The following is a 22,018-nucleotide window of genomic DNA, read 5'->3' on the forward strand; positions in this document are numbered from 1 at the left end:
AGGCGCCAGCGTAGCAAACCATGTATTAAGAGTGCGTTAACTTACGCTTGATTATAATCAAACAATGAGGAGGAATACCGATGCGCGTGCTGTTGGTGGAAGACGATCCCATGATTGGGGAAAGCATGCAGCTGGGGTTGCGCAGCGAGCATTATGCGGTGGACTGGGTGCGGGACGGCGCCGGTGCGGAAAGTGCGCTGGCCGGGATGAATTACGACGTGGCGCTGCTGGATCTGGGTTTGCCGGGCAAAGGGGGACTGGCGGTGCTGACGGACTTGCGCCAGCGCGGCAATGACGTGCCGGTATTGATCGTCACGGCGCGCGACCAGACGGCAGCCCGTGTGGAAGGGCTCGACGCCGGCGCGGATGATTACCTGGTCAAGCCATTTGACCTCGATGAATTGCTGGCCCGCATCCGCGCCGTCATGCGCCGCCGGGTGTCGCGCAGCCGGTCTGTCGTGCGGCATGGACCGCTGGTGCTGGACCTGGCCACGCATGAAGCGAGATTCGACAACGCGCCGGTGCGCCTGTCGGCCCGCGAATTTGCCGTGCTGCGGGCACTGATGAATGAACCGGGCAGTATCGTCGGCAAGGCCAAGCTGGAAGAACAGTTATATGGCTGGGATGCGGAAATTGAAAGCAATGCGATCGACGTTTATATCCACCATTTGCGCCGCAAGTTCGGCACAAACTTTATTGTGACCGTGCGCGGGGTCGGCTTCAAGCTGGCGCCGCAGCCGCAATGAATACCATCCGCCGCCGTCTGCTGGCGGGCTTGCTGCTGGTGACGCTCGTGTGCGTGGCAAGCGCAGGTACGCTGCTGTACCGGTCGCTGCGCAAGGAAGTCAATGAATTGGCGGACTTGCAATTGCGCCAGCTGGTGACGGCGTTGCCGGACGAATTCACGCCCGGCATGGCGCTGCCCGCGCCGGAGGACCCGGAAGAAGAATTCGTGTTGCAGGCGTGGGACCAGCGTGGGGTATTGCAATTCACGTCGCGCCCCCATCCGGTAATCGGGCGCTACCTGTTGAACGGCTTTGATGTGGTCGAGGTGCAGGGCCAGCGCTGGCGCGTGTATGGCGAAAACCGCCACCATTTTTACATTCAAGTGGCGCAGCAGTTGGCCGTACGCGAAGCAGTGACGGCGGAAATCACGCTGCGCAGCGGCGCGCCGTTGCTGGCGCTGGCCATTGCGCTGGTGCTGTTGCTGCTGTATGTGGTGCGGCGCGCCACCGTGCCGCTGGACCGGCTGGCGCGCGCCGTGGCGGACCGCTCGCCCGCCACGCTGGATCCGCTGAACCCCAACGGCTGGCCGTCCGACCTCAGTCCTGTGGTGCAGGCGCTCAATGGCTTGCTGGCGGCATTTGGCGACACGCTGGCATCGCAGCGCGTATTCATTGCCGACGCGGCCCACGAATTGCGTTCTCCGCTGACCGCCTTGAAATTGCAGGTGCAGCTGGTGCAGCGGGCCACGACGGATGAAGAACGCAGCCATGCACTGGGCTTGCTGCAAGCGCGTCTGGACCGCGCCTCCCATCTGGTGCAGCAATTGCTGAGTCTTGCGCGTTTTGAAGCAGGCCACAGCGCGGCGGAAATGACGCGGCTGGATTTGGCGGAACTGTTGCGCTGCGCAGTGCCGGACCACGCGGCATTGGCGGACAGCCGCAATATTGACCTGGGTGTGGAGGCGCCGCAAGCCGTGTGGGTGGACGGCGACCCGGACAGCCTGCGTGTCTTGCTGAACAATCTTGTTGACAATGCCCTGCGCTATACGCAGCCGGGCGGCACGGTGGATCTGGAAGCGGCCTATGAACACGGCGCTGCCGTGCTGCGGGTACGGGATAACGGCCCCGGTGTGGCGCCGGAAGCCAGTGCGCGCCTGTTCGACCGCTTTTTCCGCGCGGGCAGTGGCGACGATGGCTGCGGGCTGGGGCTGTCCATCGTCAGCAATATCGCCCGCCATCACCAGGCCGGCGTATCGGTCGATCACAACCCGCGTTCGGACGGCACGCGGGGCCTGGTCGTGACTGTCCGGTTCCCCGTGCCGCCGGCTCGGGGAACTCCGTGAAAAAAGTGTTTGACCTTCCCATGATGGGAATGATTAACCTGACTTTGCCGTCAAGTGATGGACGGTTCAACTTCAGGAGATCACCATGCATTTCATTAATCGCTACGCCAAGCAATCGTCTTCTTCCACCTGCACGTGCCGCGTTTGCGCCGGCGCCGGCTGCACGTGCGGATGCACGCCGCAGCCCGCGGCGGCAGCATGCAGCTGCGGCCCACACTGCGGCTGCGGTGCGGATTGCCGCTGCAATGCCGCGCCGGCGGGCAATGCGCCGCGGTGACCGGGCATCGTGTATATGGCGGCGTATGGCTGCCCTATACAGTATGGCGGGCCTGCTGCGGAACAGCGGTCCGCTATAATGCGGCGACGAGGATGCCCGGCCAGCAGGCCCGGCATCCGCAAGCCTGTCCCACCTTCCCCGGAAAACCGCCATGCACCATAGCCAGCCCGAAATTTCCCGCGCCCTGCAAGCCGCCGCCCGCGTGCAGGCCATTGAACCGTTCCGCGTCATGGAAATCATGAAAGCGGCCAGCGACGTGGCGAAATCCGGCATGGACGTGATCAGCATGAGCGTGGGCGAACCGGATTTCACGGCGCCGGAACTCGTGGCGGAAGCTGCCGTGCGCGCCATCCGCGGCGGCGCGACGCAATATACGGATGCACTGGGCTTGCCGGCGCTGCGTGAAGCCATTGCGGCCCACTACCAGAGTGCGTTCGGCCTGGCGATACCGGCGCGCCGCATTATCGTGACGGCCGGCGCATCGGCAGGTTTGCTGCTGGCTTGTGCGGCGCTCGTGTGCGAAGGCGATGAAGTGCTGATGCCGGACCCCAGCTATCCATGCAACCGCCACTTCGTGTCGGCATTTGGCGGCAAGGCCGTGCTGCTGCCATCGGGGCCGGAGCAGCGCTACCAGTTGACGGCGCAGCATGTGGCGCAGCATTGGGGCCAGCGCACGCGGGGTGTCATCGTCGCGTCGCCTTCGAATCCGACCGGCACGTCGCTGACCATCGAACAAATGACGGACTTGCTGGCAGCCGTCAAGGCGCGCCACGGCTTTGCCATTGTCGATGAAATTTACCAGGGATTGTCTTACGGCCAGGCGCCGCACAGTGCGCTGGGCCTGGACGGCGACGTCATCACCGTCAACAGTTTTTCCAAATATTTCAACATGACGGGCTGGCGCCTGGGCTGGCTGGTCGTGCCCGATGCACTGGTGGGTGTCATTGAAAAGCTTGCGCAAAACCTGTTCATCTGCCCATCGACGGTGGCGCAGCATGCGGCGCTGGCGTGCTTCCACCCGGATTCCATCGCCGTGTATGAACAGCGCCGCCTGGAATTCCAGCGCCGCCGCGATTTCTTCGTGCCGGCCTTGCGTGACCTGGGCTTTGGCGTGCCCGTGATGCCGGATGGCGCATTTTATGTGTATGCCGATTGCAGCAACGTACCGCATAAGGCGGCGGGCGACAGTACGCAATTCGTCATGGCGGTGCTGCGCGAAGCGGGCGTGGCGTTTGTGCCAGGAGATGACTTCGGCGTGGCGGCGCCGCAGCGCCACGTGCGTTTTTCGTATGCGACTGCGTATGACCGCATCGAACAAGCCGTGGCGCGCATGGCGAAGCTGTTTGGCCGCTGATCAGGCTACGCTGTTTTCAGCCTGCGTGTGCGGCGCATTGGTTCCGGTGCGCCAAACAGCGCCGCCACCATCGGGTCGCGCCGGATCACGCAAGCCTGTACGCGCCCATAGTATGGCCGGTCATCAGCCAGCCGGTGGATGCGGTGGCCGTCCGTGGTGACGGTGACGCTCATCGAAGGGCCGCGGTACGTGGGAAATATACTCATCATCATTCTCCAAACAAAGTGTCATGCAGAGCGCAGTAGCGGCCGGTACCCCCCCCCGTGCCAGTTGGAAGCGATAAACGGTAGCCCCCGGCTCAAGCGCGCCAGATGCGCAAGCCATAGCTGCCATCGGGCAGCCAGTTGCCATCGCGGCCGTATTTAAATTCCTGCAAGATGCGCGCCAATGGCGGCAAGTCGCTGCTGTCCATGCGCACGTGGATGGCGCCGCCGTCCGGCATCAAATCCAGTGCTTCCAGTATCGACAGCAGCGGCTCCGGCGCGGGCAGTCCGGTGACATCGACATGTGCGGTAGGGGACGAAGGTGCTGCTTGCATGACTGGCTCCAGGTGGTGTTGATCTGAAGTAATTGTCACATTCGCGCAAGTCTTTAGTCATTGACGGAAATCAAAATTGGATGATTTGCCGTTGGGCAGCAATGAGCAAAAAAAAGCCCGCTTCGGGAGCGGGCTGAATCCAATTCTGGGAGAGTTGGAGGAGACAGGTGCAATGATGCTGCATCGCGGGATATTAATCCAATTCTAAATTCGCATACTTGATATTCGGAAACCGCATATCGTTGAAAAGCGCCAACAAAAATATATGTTTCAAGCGTGCTGCGCTGGACCACTTGCAAAACTGGAGTTACTGTAAGTGACGGGGTATCCCTTATTTTTTCCGTCGTGACGGAGGTTGCCATGCGTCATTTGTCCATCAAACAAGCCTTTACCGCAACGTTTCTCCTGGCCCTGGTATTAGCGGGGGCGACCTTATGGGCGCTGCTGCGCGTGTCGGATAAACAGGCTGCCGCCACGGCAGCCAGCCAGGCCCGCTACCAATCCTACCTGCTGGCTGACGAATTGCGGCAAAGCTCGGATGACTTGACGCGGCTGGCCCGTACGTACGTCGTGTCCGGCGATCCGTCGTATGAGCGCCAATACATGGACATCCTCGATATCCGCAATGGCAAGAAGCCCCGTCCAGAACACTATGAGCGGATTTATTGGGACTTTGTGGCCGGCGGGTTGCCCGTGCCGCCTTCCAGCGGCCAGACCGTACCGCTGCAGGAATTGATGAAGCAGGCCGGCTTCACGGAGCAGGAATTCGCCAAGCTCAAACAGGCGCAAGCGAATTCGGACGGCCTGGTGAAAACCGAAGTCATTGCCATGAATGCCGTCAAAGGGCTGTTTGACGATGGCAGCGGCAATTTCACGCGCAAGGGCGAGCCGGACATGGAAATGGCGCGCCGTATCATGCATGACGCGGCGTATCACCAGAACAAGGCCCGCATCATGCAGCCGCTCAATGAATTCCTTGGATTGCTCGATACCCGCACAGCCAATGCCGTGGCGCAGGCGGAGCACGATACCCGCACGGCATTCATCCTGGCGGTGGTATTGCTGGCGCTGTCGGTGGCTGGCACAGTGCTCAGCCTGCAAATGGTGTACCGCTATATCCAGCGCAACCTGGCCAATGCCACGACAGCGGCGGAAAAGATTGCCGAAGGCGATTTAACGGAAGAGATCAAGGTCGACTACCACGATGAAGTAGGGACCCTGATGCAGGCGATTGCCACCATTAATGGCAACCTGGCCGGCATGATCGGCAAGATCCATGAGAGCACGGATGAAATGACGGTGGCGACGGGGGAAATCGCGAAAGGCAACGCGGACCTGTCGGCCCGCACGGAATCGCAGGCCAGCTCGCTGCAGCAGACGGCCAGCTCGATGGAAACCCTGACGCACACGGTGCAGCGCAATGCCACGGATGCCAGCGAAGCGAACCGGCTGGCCGCCAGCGCGTCCACCATTGCCGCGCAAGGCGGCACGGTCGTGTCGCAAGTGATCAGCACGATGGGTTCGATCCGCGAGAGTTCCGCCCGTATTGAAAACATCACCAGCGTCATCGACGGCATTGCGTTCCAGACCAACATCCTTGCGTTGAATGCGGCCGTTGAAGCGGCGCGCGCCGGCGAACAAGGCCGGGGCTTTGCCGTGGTGGCATCCGAAGTGCGGTCGCTGGCGCAGCGCAGCGCCGCCGCGGCGAAGGAAATCAAGGAATTGATCGGCGACTCAACCGGGCGGGTGGAGGCGGGCGCGCGCATGGTCGATGAAGCGGGGAAAACCATGGAGCAGGTGGTACAAGCCGTGCGCCAGCTGGAAGCCATCATGGTCGGCATCACCAGCGCCAGCGCAGAGCAAAGCACGGGCATCCAGGAAGTCAACCGGGCCGTCACGCAAATGGATGCGATTACCCAGCAAAACGCGGCGCTGGTGGAACAGGCGGCGGCCGCGGCGGAAAGCTTGCGCGACCAGGCGGAAGGGCTGGCGCGTGCAGTCAGTTCGTTCCGGCTGCGGGGCAGCCAGGGCGCGAAGCCAGCGGGCCGTGGCGGCGCTCCACGGCTGCATTTGGCGCATACCCATTAACCGTACCAATAAAAAAGCCAGGCCCGCAAGCCTGGCTTTTTTCAACTGAAAACCGTGCGGGTTACTTTTCAGCGAACGCGCGCTCGATGACGAAGTCGCCCGGCGTCGACGTATTGCCTTCATTGAAGCCGCGTGCTTCCAGCATTTCTTTCAAGTCGCGCAGCATGTCGGCGCTGCCGCAAATCATCACGCGGTCTTCGTTCGGGTTCAGTTCCGGCACGCCCAGGTCCGCAAACAGTTTGCCGCTTTCAATCAAGTCCGTGATACGGCCGGTGTTCTTGAATTCTTCACGCGTCACGGTTGGGTAGTAGCGCAGCTTGCTGGTCACCAGTTCGCCCAGGAATTCGTGATTCGGCAAGTGTTCCACCAGCAAGTCGTGGTAAGCCAGTTCGTCGACCTGGCGGGTGCCGTGCACGAGGATCAGCTGGTCGAACTTGTCGTAGATTTCCGGATCGCGCACGATCGACAGGAATGGCGCCAGGCCGGTACCGGTCGACAGCATGTACAGGCGCTTGCCTGGCAGCAGGTAATCAGATACCAGGGTGCCGGTTGGCTTGCGGCCAACAATAACGGAATCGCCCACTTTCAAGTGCTGCAGGCGCGACGTCAGCGGGCCGCCCGGCACTTTGATCGAGAAGAATTCCAGGTGGTCTTCGTAGTTGGCGCTGGCGATCGAGTACGCACGCAGCAGCGGCTTGCCATCGATTTTCAGGCCGATCATCGTGAAGTGGCCGTTCGAGAAGCGCAGGCCAGGATCACGCGTCGTCGTGAAGGAAAACAGGGTATCGGTCCAGTGGTGCACGCTCAAAACGCGCTCTTCATTCATATTGCTCATGTATTCAATCCTGACTCAATGACAAGCACTGTCCATCCCCGAAAATCCGGGCGTGGCAACCTGCTGGGCTGGAACAACAGTGCGGGTTAAAGCTGGGTTAATGCTGGTGTGTACGACAATGACCGATATGTTAAGCCATTTGACGGATTTTTGCCTGGTAAACGGCCGTATGGTTACCATTTAATAGGCATATGCATATATGGGAACCTCATATATAAGCTTCCCAGGCATAAAGCGCGGGTCAATACAGGGCCTGTAGCGTCAGGCTCAGCCGCCGTGGCGCGCCCTGGATAAAGTAATCAAAACCAAATCCGGCCAGGCTGATGGCATAGCTGTCGTAACGGCGGTCCAGCACGTTGGACGCTTGCGCAATCAAGGTATAGCGGCTGCTGCTGTCGGACAGTGCTGCGCGGGCATTGAGCAGGCCATAGCCGGACTGGCCAATGCGCTGGTAGCCGGGGCGGCCATTGTACGCGCTGTACCACTGCCGTCCCTGCGCGCTGCCCGCCAGGCCCAGTTCCAGTGTGCCGCTGTACGCGAGGCGGGTGCGGTAATCCACAGCGGCATTGATGCGCGCCCTGGGGGCGGAAATCAGGGCATTGCCATCGAGCCGGTCGGCGCCCAGCACCAGTTCCGTGTACTTCGTGTGCATCAGGTTGATGCCGGCCGTGGTTTTCCAGGCATCCGTGGGGCGCCATTGCACCTCCGCTTCCATGCCACGGATATGTGCTTCCCCGGCATTGAGCAGCATTGTCGAGGCGCCCACCACATTGATGAATTGCTGGTTGCGGTAGCGGTAGTCATAGCCGGCCACGTTCAGCCGCAGCCGGTTTTGCGGCCACTCTTGCTTGATGCCTGCCTCCAGCGCCGTGATGGTTTCCGGCCGTGTATAGCCTTGCCGGATCACGGTGTCCGGTGAATACACGAGGCCCGGGTTGAAGGCGCCGCTGCGGAAGCCATTTGAAACGCTGGCATACGCCATGGCATGGGGAGCCATGCGGTAATCGGCGCCCAGCTTGCCGGACCAGTTGTGTTCACGCTCCGTGCGCAGCGGGCCGGAGGCAGTCGTATACGGCCCTGTCAAATAGCGTCCGCCCAGCCCTGGCGGCAAGAACGCGGCGTCAATGCCGCTGGTATTGCCCGGGACCCAGCTGCCTGCCGGCACACCCGCCGTATTGCGCTGTGAAATATTGATGTAGTCGAGCCGGCTGCGGTCTGACGTAAAGCGCACGCCTGCATCGAAACCCAGCTGTTCGCTGGCTTGCCAGCGGCCTTGCGCATACGCCGCCGCGCTGCTGGTCTCCGTCGTCATGCTGTGGTCGGCCAGGCCGTAGGCATTGAGCATGGCGGCCAGCGCCGGGTCTTGCAGCTGTACCAGCGGCAGCGGCGTATCGAAGAAGCGGTAAGTGTTGAACATGGCGCGCTGTTCGCGGTTCCAATACACGCCGGCAATGATGCTGAACGGGCTGTTCCAGTTCGATGCAATGCGCACGTCCTGCGACAGCGCGTGGCCGTTAAAGCGCCAGTCCGGCTCAATCAGCGCTTGCGGGCTGCCATCGCCATCCGCCTCCAGCCGGTAGCGCGTGCGGTACCATGACGTGACGGCCGTGACGTTATACAAACCGCCCTGGTGCCGCAGGCGCGCGCTGGCCAGGTCCAGTTCCACCAGCGCACGTCCGGCTTTATTGATGGCGGTTTCCAGGTAATCCATATCGGCGGGGCGCGTATAACCGGCCAGGTTCACCATGCCCAGTCCCGGCACGTTGAATATGCCTTCCATGCGGGGCGGGTTGGTGCGTGGCGAACTGTGGCTGTGCGTGAGCTTGACGAGGACATCAGTGGCTGGCGCCAGCAGGCCATTGATGGTCACCCGCGCCGCATAGCGGTCCGTTTGCGCCATTGCGGGGCCGAGGCGGTTTTTGATGTAGCCATGGTCGTGGTCCGCATCAAAGGCGGCGCGGATTGCCAGGACGCCGGGCGACAGCGCGGTTTCCCCCGCTGCGAACAGGCGCCGCGCGCCATAGTCGCCAATCCCGGCGCGGATTTCGCCGGAGGCCGCGGCATCGAGTGCGGGGCTGCGTGTAATCAGGTTAATGGCGCCGCCAGTGGTGTTTTTGCCATACAGCGTGCCTTGCGGGCCTTTCAAGACTTCGATCCTGTCCAGGTCGAAGAATGCCATGCCGTGCGTGGTGATGGCGCCCAGGTAGGCTTCATCGAGATACACGCCGATCGGGCTGGCTTCAGTGCTGTTGAAGTCGGACATCGATACGCCGCGCAGCGAAAACACCATTTGCACGCCGTTCGACGTGGACGCCTGCAGCCCGGATACTTGCTGGTCCAGTTCATAGCTGCTGAGCACCCCGCTGCGTTCCAGTTCGCGGCCACTCAATGCGGTGATGGACATCGGCACTTGCTGGACGGGTTCGGGACGCCGCTGCGCTGTGACTTCGATGACTTCCACGGTTTGCGCACCGGCCAGCATCGGCAGGGAAGCCAGCATGCCGGCCAGCGTGTGGGGGAGCAGGGAAGCGCGTCGCAGCATGGGACCCTCCTGATACCGGAAACGGTATCACTGTACCAAATTAATTGATTGGCGGGGGAGCGGTGAAATGATCATCATACGGGCACCAATAAGGAGACTTATGCTTTACCGCCTGCACCTTCCACTTCGGCGGATCCGGCTGGTTGCCCTTGCAGCGGCGCTGCTGGCAGCCGGCGCCCTCGGGGGCTGCGTACTGCAACAGGGGCTGCCCCCTGTGGCGCAGGCACAGCCGGCATCCGACGCCATGTTCGCCAATCCGCTGGTGCGCCACCGCGCCGACCCGCATGTGTCGCTGCACAGCGATGGCTATTACTACTATACGGCGACGGTGCCGGAGTATGACCGCATCGAAGTACGGCGCGCACGCACGTTGAATGAACTGGGGGCGGCGAAGGCGCAGGTGGTGTGGCGCAAGCATGGTACCGGTGTCATGGGGGCGCATATCTGGGCGCCGGAAACGCATCATATCGATGGCAAGTGGTATCTGTACTTCACGGCCGGCCGCGCGGAAGCGCCATGGGAAATACGCCTGTATGTGCTGGAAAACAGTGCCGCCAATCCGTTGGCGGGCGTGTGGGCTGAACGGGGCCAGCTGAAAACCGGGTGGGAAAGTTTTGCGCTGGATGCGACGACGTTTGCCGTCAAGGGGCAGCGCTACCTGGCGTGGACACAAGTCGCGCCAGGGGCCACGGTCCACGCCACCAATATTTATCTGGCGAAGATGGATACGCCATGGTCGATCACGGGCCCGGCGGTATTGGTATCGAAGCCGGAGTATGCATGGGAAAAGGTCAAGTTTGACGTCAATGAAGGGCCGTCCGCGCTGGTGCGCCATGGGCGGGTATTCCTCACGTATTCAGCGTCGGCGACGGATGCGAATTACTGCCTGGGCATGTTGACTGCCGATGAAAATGCGGATTTGCTGAATCCCGCATCGTGGCGCAAATCAGCGGAACCCGTGCTGCGCACCAGCGAAGCGGCGGGCCAATATGGGCCGGGCCACAATTCGTTCACGACGACGCCCGATGGCAAGACGGATGTCATTGTCTACCATGCGCGCAATTACCGCGACATAGCGGGCGATCCGCTGAACAATCCAGACCGCCACACGCGGGCGCAGGCCATCCGCTGGCGCGCAGATGGTACGCCGGATTTCGGGCCGCCTGTTGCCGATACCGTCCCCCCGGTGGGGTCAGACGTGCATTGATGCATAAACCACGTGGGGTCAGACGTGCATTCGTGCGTTCACGCCGGCCCTTGCTGTGATTGCCCTCCCGGTGGCCCCCCTGGCTGATTTCAGCCGGCTTGAGGAGGGCACACGCGCGCTGCAGCTACCCGGCAATGTACGTTGACCGCTGTCGGCAGGGGAATTCACCGCATGGTGGCGCCGATGCACGAATGCACGCCTGACCCCACGGTGGCGATGCATCAATGCACGCCTGACCCCAGCAGGCCCCGCATGCGCAGCCATTCTTCGGCGCGCTTTGGCCAGGCGGATGTGGTGCCCAGGCCATCGGCCATGCCGACTCCGTGGCCGCCTTGTTCAAAGATGTGCAGTTCGGCGGGGACTTTGGCGCGGGTCAGGGCCTGGTAAAAGGCGATGCTGTTATCGGGCGGAACGCCGGTGTCGCCCTGCGTATGGATCAACAGCGCAGGCGGCGTAGCGCTGGTGACCCTTGTTTCCAGCGACATGCGCCGCATCAGTTCCGGCGACGGCTTGTCGCCCAGCAGGGCTTTGCGCGAACCCGCGTGCGCCGCCGCGCCTTCCATCGTGATCACCGGATACAGCAAGATCATGAAGTCCGGCCGCGCAGCGACATTGTCGAGCGGCGCTCCGGTGCGCCCTTCAGGATGATCAAACAGCGTCCCCGCACTGGCAGCCAGATGGCCGCCCGCCGAACTGCCGACAACGCCGATGCGGTGCGGATCGACGTTGTACTCGGCGGCCCTGGCGCGCACCATGCGGATGGCGCGCAACACGTCTTGCAGCGGCGCCGGATGGCCGAATTCCGCCATCCGGTATTTCAGTACGAAGCTCGTCACGCCCAGGCCGGCCAGCCACTGCGCATAGCGCATCCCTTCTTTTTCCACAGCCACGCGCGCGTAACCGCCGCCAGGACAGATAATAGCGGCCGTGCCGTTAGCCTTGCCGGCTGCCGGGGCGACCATGGTCAAGGTGGGAATGGAGACGTTGGCAACCAGGCCATCGTTGACGTATTCGGCGCCCAGCTGCGGTTTTGCGTTCGGCACGCCTTCAGGCCACAGCGGTACCGCAGCGCCGGCGGCAGGGTTCAGGGACGTCATCAGCATAGACAGCATCAGCGAAGTTACGTGTTTTTTCATAAGGGTAGACAATGTCAGGTTACAGGAATTCTTGCAAACGGGCCGCCGTCGCGGCCGTGCTGTCCATGTGCGCCGCTGCCGCGCAGGCGGAAGATTTGTTTAACGGCCGCGACTTCCAGGGCTGGGAACTGTTGGCCGGGAAGGACATGCCGCCGGAAGGCGCGTTCACAATCCTGGCAGGCGGCATCATTGCGTCAAGCGGCCAGCCGTCCGGCTTCCTCGCCACTACCGGCAGCTACCGCAACTACCGTCTGCACGTGGAATGGCGCTGGTCCGGCAATCCTGGCAACAGTGGCGTGCTGCTGCACATTTCGCCGGGACCGATGGACCGCATCTGGCCGTTAAGCCTGCAAGTGCAGACCAAACACGGCAACGCGGGCGACTTGCTGCCCATGGCCGGCTATGCGTTTGCGGAGCCGCCGACCAGCGCGCCCGGCGCGCAGCCTATGGTCAAAGCCCATGCCGCGCCAGACAGCGAAGCGCCAGCCGGAGAATGGAACAGCGCCGATATCGTCAGCCGCGACGGGGTGGTGGACGTGTCGATTAACGGCGTGCCGCAAAACCGCGTCACCCATGCGAAACCGGACAATGGCCGTATCGGTTTCCAGCTGGAAGGCGCGCCTTATGAATTGCGCAACGTCCAGCTGGAAAAGTTCGATTAAAGCCGCCATCGGCCGGCAACCGGGCTGGAAGTAAATATTACGGAACAATCACGAAGATGCAATAAGTTTGCTTGCATTATCAGGATTAGTGAGGCATATTTATCGCATGGATACTCACGACCTGCAAATATTACAGCTGATTCAGTCCGATAACCGCCGTTCTGCGGCGGAAATCGGGCAAGAAATCGGCTTATCCGTCTCCGCCGTCAGCGACCGCCTGCGGCGCCTCAACGCATCCGGCGCGATTGCCGCCAACCGCGCCGCCATTGATCCGCGCCGCGTCGGCATGACGGCTTGCGCATTCATCTTTGTCGACCTGGAGCCGCGTGCCGATGAAGCATTGTTTGCCGATGCATTGCGCGGCTACCCGGAAGTGCAGGAAGCGCACCATATTACGGGCCCGCATTCGTGGCTGTTGAAAGTGCGCACCCGCGATACGGCAGCGCTGCAAATTTTCCTGACGCAGCGGCTGAAAACTGTACCCGGCGTGCTGCGTACGGAAACCATCATTGCACTCGATACGGCCAAGGAAACGTCGGAACTGGCGTTCACCGTTCCCGGTGCAACAATAGGAGGGCAGCCATGAGCGACGTCGCCATGACCCTGGTGCGCGGCGCGGCGGTGGGCTTTGCCATTGCCGCGCCGGTCGGGCCGGTCGGGTTGCTGTGCATCCGCCGCACATTTGCCCATGGCCCGTCAACTGGATTGGCGACAGGGCTGGGCGCTGCGGCAGCGGACGCCATGTATGGCTTGATTGCTGCACTGGGCGTGGGCGCCGTGGCGTCGCTGCTGCTGGAGCACGCGTCGCTGCTGCGTATCGTCGGCGGTGCGCTGATGGCGCTGCTGGGCATCGCAGCATTGCGCCGCGCGCGCCAGCCTGCCGGTTCCGCACCCGCTGCCGCCACGGCGCCGACGCCTTCCGGTTTGCTGGGGGCATTCGGCACCACGTTTGCGCTGACGGCATCGAGCCCGATGACGATCCTGTCGTTTGCCGGACTGCTGGCCGCGCTGGCGCCGCCGGACGGCAGCGTGTCCGGCGGCCTGTTGCTGGTGGCCGGCGTGTTCAGCGGTTCGATTGCGTGGTGGATGATGTTAGTGGGCGGCGTATCGGCCAGCCGCAAGGCGATTCCGCCCAACGCGATCCGCTGGATTGAAGGCGTATCCGGCATCGCGCTGCTGGCGTTCGCATGCTGGTCGCTGGCCACAGGCATCGTTGGCGGAGCGGCGGCATGACGGCGCTGCTGGTCCTTGCCAGCGATGACGAACTGGCGGTGCTGGGCCGGCAAGTGCTGGATGGCGTGCTGCCCAAGGCGCAGTGGACGCACCGCGCCCACCTGGCGTTTGCCGCCTGGGTCATTGCCGCGCGCCCGGACACCGTGGCTGCCCGGGATATGCCCGGGATGATCCGTGCGTACAACGAGGCCACTGGCACGGCCAATACGGATACCGGCGGCTACCATGAGACGATCACCCAGGCGTCGCTGCGGGCAATCACTGCTTTCCTGTCCACTCAACCGGATGGCATGCCGCTGCACGCGCGCTGCAATGCACTGTTTGCCTCGCCGTTCGGCGACCAGCATTGGCTGCTGGCCCACTGGTCGCGCGGCGTGCTGTTTTCCGCCGCGGCACGGCGCGGCTGGGTCGAACCAGATGTGAGGCCGCTGCCGTTTTAATGTGGTTGACGATGTGGTTGACGAGGCTTCCAGTATGTTGGATACTTAATCCACCATGACAGAAGAATCCATCCATGACCGTATTGCCCGCCGAGTGCGCGATTTGCGCGCCGCACGGGGAATGTCGCTGGAAGCGTTGGCCACGCAGTGCGGAGTCAGCCGTTCGATGCTGTCGCTGATCGAGCGGGGCGAAAGCAGTCCCACTGCCGTCGTGCTGGAAAAGCTTTCCGGCGGATTGGGGGTGCCGCTGGCTTCCCTGTTTGATTCGCCGGAACCTGCGCCCGGCCCCGTGTCCCGGTTCGCCGACCAGGTATCGTGGCGCGATCCCCATTCCGGCTATGTGCGGCGCAACGTGTCACCCAGCGGCACCAGCCACCCGGCGCACATCGTCGACGTGACGTTCCCGCCCCATGCCAGGGTCACGTATGAATCCGGCCCCCGCCCATCGGTGGTGCACCAGTATGTGTGGATGCTGGAAGGGACCATGGAAGTGACGCACGGCGACGACGTCTACACGTTGCATGCGGGCGATTGTCTGGCCATGGGCCTGGACCGCCCCAACAGTTTCCACAATCCGGCCGATACGCCCGCGCGCTATGCGGTTGTGCTTTCCTCTGATCGCTGAACTTATCTACAGGACTTGCCATGCCAGACCTTATCACTGTACGCCGGCTGTTTTCCATAACGGACGCCGAACTGCAAGGGTTGTCCGCAGTACTTTGCGATTGCGTGGAAGGGGGAGCGTCCGTCAGTTTCATGCACCCGTTTTCAATTGATCAGGCGCGTGCATTCTGGTCCGGCGTGGGGGGATCGGTTGCGCGTGGCGAGCGCGCCTTGCTGGTGGCGGAAGACGCGCACGGCATTGTCGGCACCGTGCAGGTCGTGCTGGCGCAGCCCGATAACCAGCCGCACCGCGGCGATATCTGCAAAATGCTGGTGTCGCGCAGTGCGCGCCGCCGCGGCGTGGGGGCGATGCTGATGGAAGCGGCGGAAGCTGCGGCCCGCGCCTGCGGCAAGACGTTGCTGGTGCTCGATACCGCCAGCGCGGACGCGGAACGGCTGTATGAACGCATGGGCTGGACCCGGCTGGGTGTGATTCCCGGCTATGCGCTACTGCCCGGAGGCGGCTTGTGCGACACCACGTATTACTACCGCATCCTGCCGCCAACCGACGCCGTGCTGGATAACCCCGTATGGCATGCCCTGGTTTCCGCGCACCGCGGCATGGCGCAGGTGAACGGCCTGGCGGCGCGCTACCGTAACAACATTTCGCCGTTGGCCGGCCTGCGCGAACCGACCCGCCAGGCGCTGGACGATTTGCGGGCACTGGCGCAGCCGGGCGAAGAATTGTGGCTGCTGTCGGACAAGCCGCTGGATTTACCGCCGGGCTGGCGCGAAGTGCGGGCGCGGTATATCGACCAGATGATCAGTACCGGCGAGCCGCCGCGTCCTGCCTCCAGTTTCCTGGAATTGGGCGATGCGGACGTGGCGGACATGGCGGCGCTGGTGGAATTGACGAAACCGGGGCCATTCGAACGGCACACGCGCGACATGGGAACCTACCTGGGTGTGCGCGATCCGGACGGCAGGCTGGTGGCGATGTCGGGCCAGCGCATGAACTTGACGCGTTACCGCGAAATCAGCGCCGTGTGCAGCCATCCCGATGCGCGGGGACGGGGATTGACCGCGCCGCTGATGGCGGATTTGATGGCGCGCATTTATCAGGAGGGCAAGACGCCATTCCTGCACGTGAAGACGGAAAATGCGGGCGCCAAGAAAGTGTATGAAAAGCTGGGATTCAAGGTACGGCGGGCGATTTACTTTTCGGTGATCGCCGCCGTATAGAGGCAGGGCGGGTTCTATGGGGGCGCCCCCGTAAAGCCCGCCCTTGGGATCACTTATTCAGCAAACACCTGTGCTGCCGGCGTAATCTTTACCGCTTCCGGCTTGATGTTCAGCTTCATGCTGCCAATCACGGCATCTTCGTCCAGCAAGTCTTTCGGCTTATTGCCGTCATATTTGATCGGCGAAGGTGCATCCGTCACCAGCTTGTCTTTCAGTCCCGCAGCGTCTTTGGCGATCATCACCACCGACAGGTTTTGCGCCGACAAATGCTTGCGCATGGCAGCGTTGACGTCGTCGACCGTCAGTTTGGACAAGGCGTCGCGCATCATGGCGGTGAATTCCGGCGTGCCATACCACTGCGAATCGAGCGCATAACCCAGCTGCTGGTCTTGCGTCGACGTCATGACGAACACGTTCTTCATCAGGTAGCCGCGCGTGGTTTCGAACTGTTCTTTCGTCATGCCGTTGCGGATGGCTTTATCCAGCTCAGAGAGCGCGATGCGCAGCGCGAAGTGGGCGTTTTCCGGCGCCACCGGGCGGATCCAGATTTCAAACAGTTGCGCTTTACGGCCCAGGTTCGGGTTCGGGAAGAACTGGAACATGCCGCGCGGGAAAGCTTCGATGTACGCGTAGTCGCCATAATTCATGCCGCGTACTTCCCGGATCCGCTGGTACAGCAGGGCGCTCGATGCACGGTGTTCGCCCAGCCACGTTTTCACCATCCACAGCTTGGCAAAGTCGGGATGCGAACGGGTCACGTTCAGCGGCAGGCCCAGTGAAATACCCGTGGAGCGGGCATTCTTTTCGATGATTTCCACTTCCAGCCCGTTGGCCTTGTGGCCTTGCGGCACGGCGGTGGCAGGCAAGCCTGCGCCCTGCGGCAGCTTGGCCAGCGCCTGCTTCAGCGTGGCCACCATGTCGTCCGACACGTCGCCGGAAATGCCGACTTTCACGGCGCCCTGCGTATAAGCCTTCGCGTAGAACTGGCGTACGTCATCGAGCGTAATCGATTCCAGGCCGCGCACGGTGCCCAGCGCCGGGTGGCCATAAGGCGTACCTGCATACACATTGGTTTGCAGACGCTCCTTGCCCAGCTCTTCTTCGTTGTTGTCTTTCAAATCCGTTTGCAGGGCGTTGCGCTGCGCGTCTTTCAGGCGGCGGAAATCTTCTTCGCGGAAGCCCGGCGACAGCAGCATCGGCAGCGCGATGTCATTGAACGCTTTCCAGTTGTCCTTGTGCGTCGTGCCGGTAAACGTCGTCATTTCCTTGTCGGTTTGTTCCGTGAACGAACCGGCCATCGGGAACAGCGCCTTGTTGATTTCATCGGTCTTGCGGTCCGCCGACCCTGCCGATGCGACCATCGCGGCTGTCAGCGCCGCCAAGCCTTCCTTGCCAGCCGGGTCATGGGCGGAGCCGGCGGAGAACAGCAGCTTGTAGCGGATTTGCGGCAAGGCCGACTTTTGCACGGTCACGGCGAGGTCCGCGCTGGCAGTTTTGGGTTCCAGGGAAGCCAGCTTCGGCAAGTCAGCGATACCGGCCGGCAGTTCGCCGTTGGACAGCGTGCTGACCACCATGCCGTCATCGGTCAGATACTTGCGGGCGGCGGCCAGCAAATCGGCCGGCGTCAGCGAATCGATGACGCGGTAGTAATGATTGATGGTGCCGTACGAACGGTTGAAGTGCACGAACGACGCCAAGGTGCCGGCAATCTGCTCGGTATTGTCCAGTGAGCGGATCACGCCATACTTCAGCGCGGACTTGGCTTCAGCCAGCGCCTTGTCGCTGACGGCTTCCGTGCGCAGCTTCGCCACGGTTTGCAGGATCTGGTCGCGCACATAGGTGGCGTCTTCGCCTTTCTTGACGCGGGCCGCCACCAGCGCCAGCGTCGGGTCGATGCGGTTGGGCGTGTTGTCGAACAGCTGGTCGACCTTTTGTTCATCCTGCACCAGGCGCTTGTACAGCGGCGACGTGCGGCCGAACGACAGCGACAGCAGCAGCGACAGGGCTGCCTGTTCCTTGTTTTTTTCCGAGAACGCGGGCGCATGGAACGCCACCATTACCATCGGCAGGGTCGGCGTGGCCCACGGGACGTGGCGGTAAATGGCGCCTTTGCCGTCGCGCGCCGGTTCGGCCGGGACGGCGGCTTGATACGTGCCGCGTTGCCACTTGCTCCAGTATTTCTCCACCATGGCAATGGCTTTGGCTGGTTCCACGTCGCCTGCCACGATGATGGTGGTGCGTTCCGGGCGGTACCAGCGGTCAAAGAAGACTTTCGAATAGGCATACTGGTTCGGCATGTCTTCGATGTCTTTCAGGAAGCCCATCGTCGTGTGCTTGTACGTGTGCTGGTCAAACGCGGCTTCGCGTGTGACTTCCAGCAGTTTGGAAACCGGATTGGCGCTGTTCTTGTTGTATTCGCCCAGCACGGCGCGCGACTCGGTCTTGAACACGTCTTCGCTGTACGACAAGTGCTGGAAGCGGTCCGCTTCGACATTCAGCACCGTGTCCAGGTCTTCCTTGGCAAAGGTCGTGTAGTAATTGGTCAAGTCGTCGCTGGTGTAGGCGTTCTGGCGCGCGCCGGCGCGGGTGATGATGTCCTGATATTTTTCCGGCGGATAGTCAGGCGTACCGCGGAACATCATGTGCTCGAAGAAGTGCGCAAAACCGGATTTGCCCGGCTCGATTTCATTGCGCGAACCCGTTTGCACGGGGATTTGCAGCGAGACGATGTTCGGGAAGCCGGTCGGCACCACGATGACTTTCAAGCCGTTGGGCAGGGTTTTTTCCGTGGCCTTGAACGGCAGCAGATCCGCTGCGGGCGCCGCGAAGGCCGCCGGCGCGGCCATGGCCAGCAGCAGGGCGGGTGCGATGGGGGTGAAGGACTTGGTCAGTCTGGACACGTGTGCTCCTGATTGTATTTAGATATGGCCATCCTGTCGGGTAGAAGGACAGCGGCCGCAAGGTTACCATTGTTAGCACTTTGCGCCTATCGTGACGCCGGACGCCCGTGCTACCATGGCGCAGTCCATTCACCATTCGTGTCACTGCAATGAGCTTAGCAACCGGTATCAACGCCATCGATTCCCTTGTGTATAGCAGCTGGACTGGCCAGGCGGGCTTGCCGGTCACATTGAATTACCAGTTCCTGACTGCGCCGCCCAGCGGTGCATCGTCCGAAGACCGCAACGGCTTCAAGCCGATGACGGAAGTCCAGAAGCAGGCGACGCGCGATGCGTTGCAACTGTGGGCCAACGTCGCCAACATCAAATTTGTCGAAGTGTCATCCAGTATCGCTGCTGACATCCGCCTGGGCACCAATTACCAGGGCGATACCAGCAGCGGCTATTCGTATTTGCCGGAGCCGGGCGTCAACCAGGTCGAGCTTTATCTGAACAATGGCGGCACCTACAACACGGATTACACGCCGGGTACGTTCGGTCCGTCCGTATTGCTGCATGAAATCGGCCATACGCTGGGATTGAAACACCCGGGCGATTACAATTCGACAGGCGACGCCATTGATGGCCCGTTCTTGCCGGCATCGACCGACAACCTCGATTACACGCAAATGTCGTACCGCCAGTCGGTGACGAACCGGAACAAGTATCCGGTAACGCCGATGCTGTATGACATCCAGGCTGTCCAGTATTTATATGGCGCCAACCTGTCTTACCACGCGGGCGACGATGTGTATGCGTTCACCAACACGCAGGCTGCCTCGTGCATCTGGGATGCCGGCGGCTACAACACGTTTGATTTTTCCGGCTGCACGGGTTTCACTACCATTGATTTGCATGCGGGCGCGTTCAGCAGTACGCGGCTATCGATCGGCAATGTGTCGATTGCCTATAACGTCACGGTCCAGGGCGTGGTCACAGGGGCGGGCGGCGCCACCGTGCGGTTGAATGATGCGGGGGACACGGTCAGCGGCGGCAGCGGCGCTGACCTGGTGTATGTGGGGGCGGGCGACGACACCATCAACGGCGGCGGCGGCATCGATACCGTTTCATTCAACGGAATCTATGCCAGCTATAAGATCGTCCGTTCCGGCGACACCGTCGTCGTCACGGGCCAGGGCAAGGATACGCTGACTGGCGTGGAAACGCTGCAATTTGCCGACCGTACCGTCAATGTGGCGGACTTGTTGCAGGCTGCCAGCGGCGGCACCAGTGGCAATGACCGGTTCGTGGCGCAGCCGGGCAGTGAAACCTTTGACGGCGGCGTCGGGCTCGATACGGTCGTGTATGGCGGCGCAAAGAGCACGTACACCGTCAACAACGGTACGGCGCTGCAAATTGTCGACAACACCGGTACGGACACGCTGATTTCCATCGAGCGTGTGCAATTTGCTGATGGCGCGCTGGCGTTCGATACATCGGGCACGGCGGGGCAAGCGTACCGCCTGTATCGCGCCGCGTTCAACCGCACGCCGGATGACAAGGGCCTCGGTTACTGGATCTATCAAATCGACAAAGGTCTGGCGTTGCACGACGCCGCTGGCAGCTTTGTCGGCAGCACTGAATTCAAGGAGCGCTATGGCGCCAGTACCACTGATGCGGCATTCGTGGACTTGCTGTACCAAAACGTGCTGCACCGCGCGCCCGACGCGAGTGGCGCTGCATATTGGAACAACGTGCTGCATGGCGGCGAGCCACGTGAAAATGTGTTGATGTATTTCTCGGAAAGTACGGAAAACGTTGCCGGGGCAGCATCGCTGATCGGCAATGGCATCAGCTATACGCCCTGGCTGGGCTAATCCGGTGTCAGGACTGGGCGAGTTTTTTGCCTGCCCAATCCCACGCTTCCGTCAGGCTGATGCGGTTGCGGCCCATGTGCTTGGCGCGGTACAGCGCCGCGTCAGCCGTGGCAATCAACTGGCTGATTTCATTGGCCGGCGCGGGCAGCGCCGTGGCGGCGCCGATGCTGACGGTCACGTGCTTATCCATATTGGGCATCTGCAGCTGTTCGACGCGGCAGCGGATGCGTTCCGCCACGATGGCTGCGCCTTTTAACGCCTGATTGGGCAAAATCACGGCAAATTCTTCTCCGCCATAGCGCGCCACCAGGTCGTTGGCGCGCATTTCACTGGCCACGGCCGATGCAATCCGCTGCAGGCATTCATCGCCGCCGAGGTGGCCGTACGCATCGTTGTATTGCTTGAAATTGTCGACGTCGACCATGAGCAGCGACAACGGCTGCTGCTGGCGCAGCGCCCGCTGCCATTCCGCCTGCAGCGTATGGTCGAAGCTGCGCCGGTTGGCCAGGCCCGTCAAGCCATCCCGTGTTGCCAACTGTTCCAGTGCCAGCTGGGCCTGCTTTTCATCGGTCATGTCGCGCAGCGTTTCGATGACTGCCGTCAGCTTGCCGTCCGGGCCGCGGATCGGGCTGGCGTCGGCCGCGAGGTAGCGCCGCAATCCCAGGCGCGGCATATCGCACCAGTTTTGCGCCGTCAGCCCCGCGCCGTCGGCGCTGCGCCGCACATGCTGGTCATATAACTGGGGCACGTCGAACTGGCGGTCTTGCAGCACCAGGTCCGCCAATGTGGGACGGGGCAGCGAATAAAAGCAGCGCCAGTGCTGGTCGGTCCCTAGCACGCTGGCGGCCGGCACGCCCGTCAGGCGCTCACAGGCGCGGTTCCAGATCAGCACGCGGCCATTGGCATCCAGCACGAACGTGGGGATAGCCAGCAGTTCCATTAATTGCAGCGCCAGTTCAGGGTGGGCGTCCGCCGGTTCGGCCGCGGGCAGGTGCATCACATTGGGTTCCAGTGGCATGGCATTCCTTTTTTGATGG

The 22,018-nt window shown here is 62.1% G+C and carries 20 protein-coding genes; 12 read left to right on the plus strand and 8 right to left on the minus strand.

All coding sequences use genetic code 11. The features are described from left to right. Positions 1 to 80 precede the first annotated feature (80 nt). The 3 genes from GM668_RS22420 to GM668_RS22430 all read left to right on the plus strand — a co-directional run bounded on the left by GM668_RS22420 (position 81) and on the right by GM668_RS22430 (position 3,699). Entirely contained in the window at positions 81 to 746 is a 666-nt protein-coding gene (locus GM668_RS22420) for a response regulator (RefSeq protein ID WP_155441189.1), read from the plus strand. Beyond that, a complete protein-coding gene (locus GM668_RS22425; RefSeq protein WP_155441190.1) occupies positions 743 to 2,068 on the plus strand; it encodes an ATP-binding protein in 1,326 nt (441 codons plus the stop codon). Before GM668_RS22420 ends, GM668_RS22425 begins: the two co-directional genes overlap by 4 nt. A gap of 428 nt (positions 2,069 to 2,496) precedes the next feature. Continuing rightward, positions 2,497 to 3,699, plus strand: coding sequence for a pyridoxal phosphate-dependent aminotransferase (locus GM668_RS22430; RefSeq protein ID WP_155441191.1), 1,203 nt, complete (start codon positions 2,497 to 2,499; stop codon positions 3,697 to 3,699). A gap of 5 nt (positions 3,700 to 3,704) precedes the next feature. On the opposite strand, the gene GM668_RS22435 is transcribed toward GM668_RS22430, so the two are convergent. The 3 genes from GM668_RS22435 to GM668_RS22445 all read right to left on the minus strand — a co-directional run bounded on the left by GM668_RS22435 (position 3,705) and on the right by GM668_RS22445 (position 4,599). Next, positions 3,705 to 3,905 (minus strand): hypothetical protein, encoded by a 201-nt coding sequence (locus GM668_RS22435; RefSeq protein ID WP_229499736.1) that lies wholly within the window; start codon positions 3,903 to 3,905, stop codon positions 3,705 to 3,707. Positions 3,906 to 3,997: 92 nt separating this feature from the next. Beyond that, entirely contained in the window at positions 3,998 to 4,237 is a 240-nt protein-coding gene (locus GM668_RS22440) for a sulfurtransferase TusA family protein (RefSeq protein ID WP_155441193.1), read from the minus strand. Positions 4,238 to 4,290: 53 nt separating this feature from the next. Further along, a complete protein-coding gene (locus GM668_RS22445) occupies positions 4,291 to 4,599 on the minus strand; it encodes a hypothetical protein (protein ID WP_155441194.1) in 309 nt (102 codons plus the stop codon). Between GM668_RS22445 and GM668_RS22450 the strand changes: the two genes are divergently transcribed. Beyond that, positions 4,598 to 6,325 carry a methyl-accepting chemotaxis protein gene (locus GM668_RS22450; protein WP_155441195.1) on the plus strand — a complete coding sequence of 576 codons (1,728 nt, stop codon included), beginning with the start codon at positions 4,598 to 4,600 and terminating at the stop codon, positions 6,323 to 6,325. The genes GM668_RS22445 and GM668_RS22450 overlap by 2 nt on opposite strands. A gap of 61 nt (positions 6,326 to 6,386) precedes the next feature. Here GM668_RS22450 and GM668_RS22455 read toward each other — a convergent pair whose 3' ends face one another. Beyond that, on the minus strand, positions 6,387 to 7,160 hold the full coding sequence (locus GM668_RS22455; protein ID WP_155441196.1) for a ferredoxin--NADP reductase: 774 nt from the start codon (positions 7,158 to 7,160) through the stop codon (positions 6,387 to 6,389). A 241-nt stretch (positions 7,161 to 7,401) separates the two neighbouring features. Continuing rightward, complete coding sequence (locus tag GM668_RS22460; protein WP_155441197.1) at positions 7,402 to 9,702, minus strand: TonB-dependent receptor; 2,301 nt, start codon at positions 9,700 to 9,702, stop codon at positions 7,402 to 7,404. Positions 9,703 to 9,802: 100 nt separating this feature from the next. Here GM668_RS22460 and GM668_RS22465 point away from each other — a divergent pair, with 100 nt between their 5' ends. Beyond that, positions 9,803 to 10,909 (plus strand): glycoside hydrolase family 43 protein, encoded by a 1,107-nt coding sequence (locus GM668_RS22465; RefSeq protein WP_155441198.1) that lies wholly within the window; start codon positions 9,803 to 9,805, stop codon positions 10,907 to 10,909. 221 nt (positions 10,910 to 11,130) lie between these two features. Here the strand turns inward: GM668_RS22465 and GM668_RS22470 are convergent, their stop codons facing one another. Further along, positions 11,131 to 12,045 (minus strand): alpha/beta hydrolase, encoded by a 915-nt coding sequence (locus GM668_RS22470; RefSeq protein WP_155441199.1) that lies wholly within the window; start codon positions 12,043 to 12,045, stop codon positions 11,131 to 11,133. Positions 12,046 to 12,056: 11 nt separating this feature from the next. Here GM668_RS22470 and GM668_RS22475 point away from each other — a divergent pair, with 11 nt between their 5' ends. The 6 genes from GM668_RS22475 to GM668_RS31625 all read left to right on the plus strand — a co-directional run bounded on the left by GM668_RS22475 (position 12,057) and on the right by GM668_RS31625 (position 16,225). Then, entirely contained in the window at positions 12,057 to 12,707 is a 651-nt protein-coding gene (locus tag GM668_RS22475; RefSeq protein ID WP_155441200.1) for a 3-keto-disaccharide hydrolase, read from the plus strand. A 106-nt stretch (positions 12,708 to 12,813) separates the two neighbouring features. Then, positions 12,814 to 13,293, plus strand: a complete 480-nt coding sequence (locus GM668_RS22480) for an Lrp/AsnC family transcriptional regulator (protein ID WP_155441201.1) — start codon at positions 12,814 to 12,816, stop codon at positions 13,291 to 13,293. After that, positions 13,290 to 13,940: a LysE family translocator gene (locus tag GM668_RS22485; protein ID WP_155441202.1), complete on the plus strand. Its 651-nt coding sequence runs from the start codon at positions 13,290 to 13,292 to the stop codon at positions 13,938 to 13,940. Before GM668_RS22480 ends, GM668_RS22485 begins: the two co-directional genes overlap by 4 nt. Then, positions 13,937 to 14,380 carry a hypothetical protein gene (locus tag GM668_RS22490; RefSeq protein WP_211923436.1) on the plus strand — a complete coding sequence of 148 codons (444 nt, stop codon included), beginning with the start codon at positions 13,937 to 13,939 and terminating at the stop codon, positions 14,378 to 14,380. Before GM668_RS22485 ends, GM668_RS22490 begins: the two co-directional genes overlap by 4 nt. Before the next feature lie 55 nt (positions 14,381 to 14,435). After that, a complete protein-coding gene (locus GM668_RS22495) occupies positions 14,436 to 15,005 on the plus strand; it encodes a helix-turn-helix domain-containing protein (RefSeq protein WP_155441203.1) in 570 nt (189 codons plus the stop codon). Positions 15,006 to 15,025: 20 nt separating this feature from the next. Next, complete coding sequence (locus GM668_RS31625; RefSeq protein WP_155441204.1) at positions 15,026 to 16,225, plus strand: GNAT family N-acetyltransferase; 1,200 nt, start codon at positions 15,026 to 15,028, stop codon at positions 16,223 to 16,225. A gap of 53 nt (positions 16,226 to 16,278) precedes the next feature. On the opposite strand, the gene GM668_RS22505 is transcribed toward GM668_RS31625, so the two are convergent. Continuing rightward, complete coding sequence (locus GM668_RS22505) at positions 16,279 to 19,125, minus strand: M16 family metallopeptidase (protein WP_371868761.1); 2,847 nt, start codon at positions 19,123 to 19,125, stop codon at positions 16,279 to 16,281. Between the two features lie 149 nt (positions 19,126 to 19,274). On the opposite strand from GM668_RS22505, the gene GM668_RS22510 reads away from it, so the two are divergent. Further along, positions 19,275 to 20,981: a DUF4214 domain-containing protein gene (locus tag GM668_RS22510; protein WP_155441205.1), complete on the plus strand. Its 1,707-nt coding sequence runs from the start codon at positions 19,275 to 19,277 to the stop codon at positions 20,979 to 20,981. Positions 20,982 to 20,988: 7 nt separating this feature from the next. Here GM668_RS22510 and GM668_RS22515 read toward each other — a convergent pair whose 3' ends face one another. Beyond that, positions 20,989 to 21,999 carry a sensor domain-containing diguanylate cyclase gene (locus tag GM668_RS22515; RefSeq protein ID WP_371868762.1) on the minus strand — a complete coding sequence of 337 codons (1,011 nt, stop codon included), beginning with the start codon at positions 21,997 to 21,999 and terminating at the stop codon, positions 20,989 to 20,991. Positions 22,000 to 22,018 lie beyond the last annotated feature (19 nt).

This window comes from Pseudoduganella ginsengisoli (genome assembly GCF_009720865.1).
Taxonomy (GTDB): Bacteria; Pseudomonadota; Gammaproteobacteria; order Burkholderiales; family Burkholderiaceae_D; genus Rugamonas; species Rugamonas ginsengisoli.

Coding starts and splice junctions, on each gene's coding strand:
- GM668_RS22420 (WP_155441189.1), top strand. CDS start 81: ATGCGCGTGCTGTTGGTGGAAGACGATCCCATGATTGGGGAAAGCATG.
- GM668_RS22425 (WP_155441190.1), top strand. CDS start 743: ATGAATACCATCCGCCGCCGTCTGCTGGCGGGCTTGCTGCTGGTGACG.
- GM668_RS22430 (WP_155441191.1), top strand. CDS start 2,497: ATGCACCATAGCCAGCCCGAAATTTCCCGCGCCCTGCAAGCCGCCGCC.
- GM668_RS22435 (WP_229499736.1), bottom strand. CDS start 3,905: ATGAGTATATTTCCCACGTACCGCGGCCCTTCGATGAGCGTCACCGTC.
- GM668_RS22440 (WP_155441193.1), bottom strand. CDS start 4,237: ATGCAAGCAGCACCTTCGTCCCCTACCGCACATGTCGATGTCACCGGA.
- GM668_RS22450 (WP_155441195.1), top strand. CDS start 4,598: ATGCGTCATTTGTCCATCAAACAAGCCTTTACCGCAACGTTTCTCCTG.
- GM668_RS22445 (WP_155441194.1), bottom strand. CDS start 4,599: ATGGCAACCTCCGTCACGACGGAAAAAATAAGGGATACCCCGTCACTT.
- GM668_RS22455 (WP_155441196.1), bottom strand. CDS start 7,160: ATGAGCAATATGAATGAAGAGCGCGTTTTGAGCGTGCACCACTGGACC.
- GM668_RS22460 (WP_155441197.1), bottom strand. CDS start 9,702: ATGCTGCGACGCGCTTCCCTGCTCCCCCACACGCTGGCCGGCATGCTG.
- GM668_RS22465 (WP_155441198.1), top strand. CDS start 9,803: ATGCTTTACCGCCTGCACCTTCCACTTCGGCGGATCCGGCTGGTTGCC.
- GM668_RS22470 (WP_155441199.1), bottom strand. CDS start 12,045: ATGAAAAAACACGTAACTTCGCTGATGCTGTCTATGCTGATGACGTCC.
- GM668_RS22475 (WP_155441200.1), top strand. CDS start 12,057: ATGTCAGGTTACAGGAATTCTTGCAAACGGGCCGCCGTCGCGGCCGTG.
- GM668_RS22480 (WP_155441201.1), top strand. CDS start 12,814: ATGGATACTCACGACCTGCAAATATTACAGCTGATTCAGTCCGATAAC.
- GM668_RS22485 (WP_155441202.1), top strand. CDS start 13,290: ATGAGCGACGTCGCCATGACCCTGGTGCGCGGCGCGGCGGTGGGCTTT.
- GM668_RS22490 (WP_211923436.1), top strand. CDS start 13,937: ATGACGGCGCTGCTGGTCCTTGCCAGCGATGACGAACTGGCGGTGCTG.
- GM668_RS22495 (WP_155441203.1), top strand. CDS start 14,436: ATGACAGAAGAATCCATCCATGACCGTATTGCCCGCCGAGTGCGCGAT.
- GM668_RS31625 (WP_155441204.1), top strand. CDS start 15,026: ATGCCAGACCTTATCACTGTACGCCGGCTGTTTTCCATAACGGACGCC.
- GM668_RS22510 (WP_155441205.1), top strand. CDS start 19,275: ATGAGCTTAGCAACCGGTATCAACGCCATCGATTCCCTTGTGTATAGC.
- GM668_RS22515 (WP_371868762.1), bottom strand. CDS start 21,999: ATGCCACTGGAACCCAATGTGATGCACCTGCCCGCGGCCGAACCGGCG.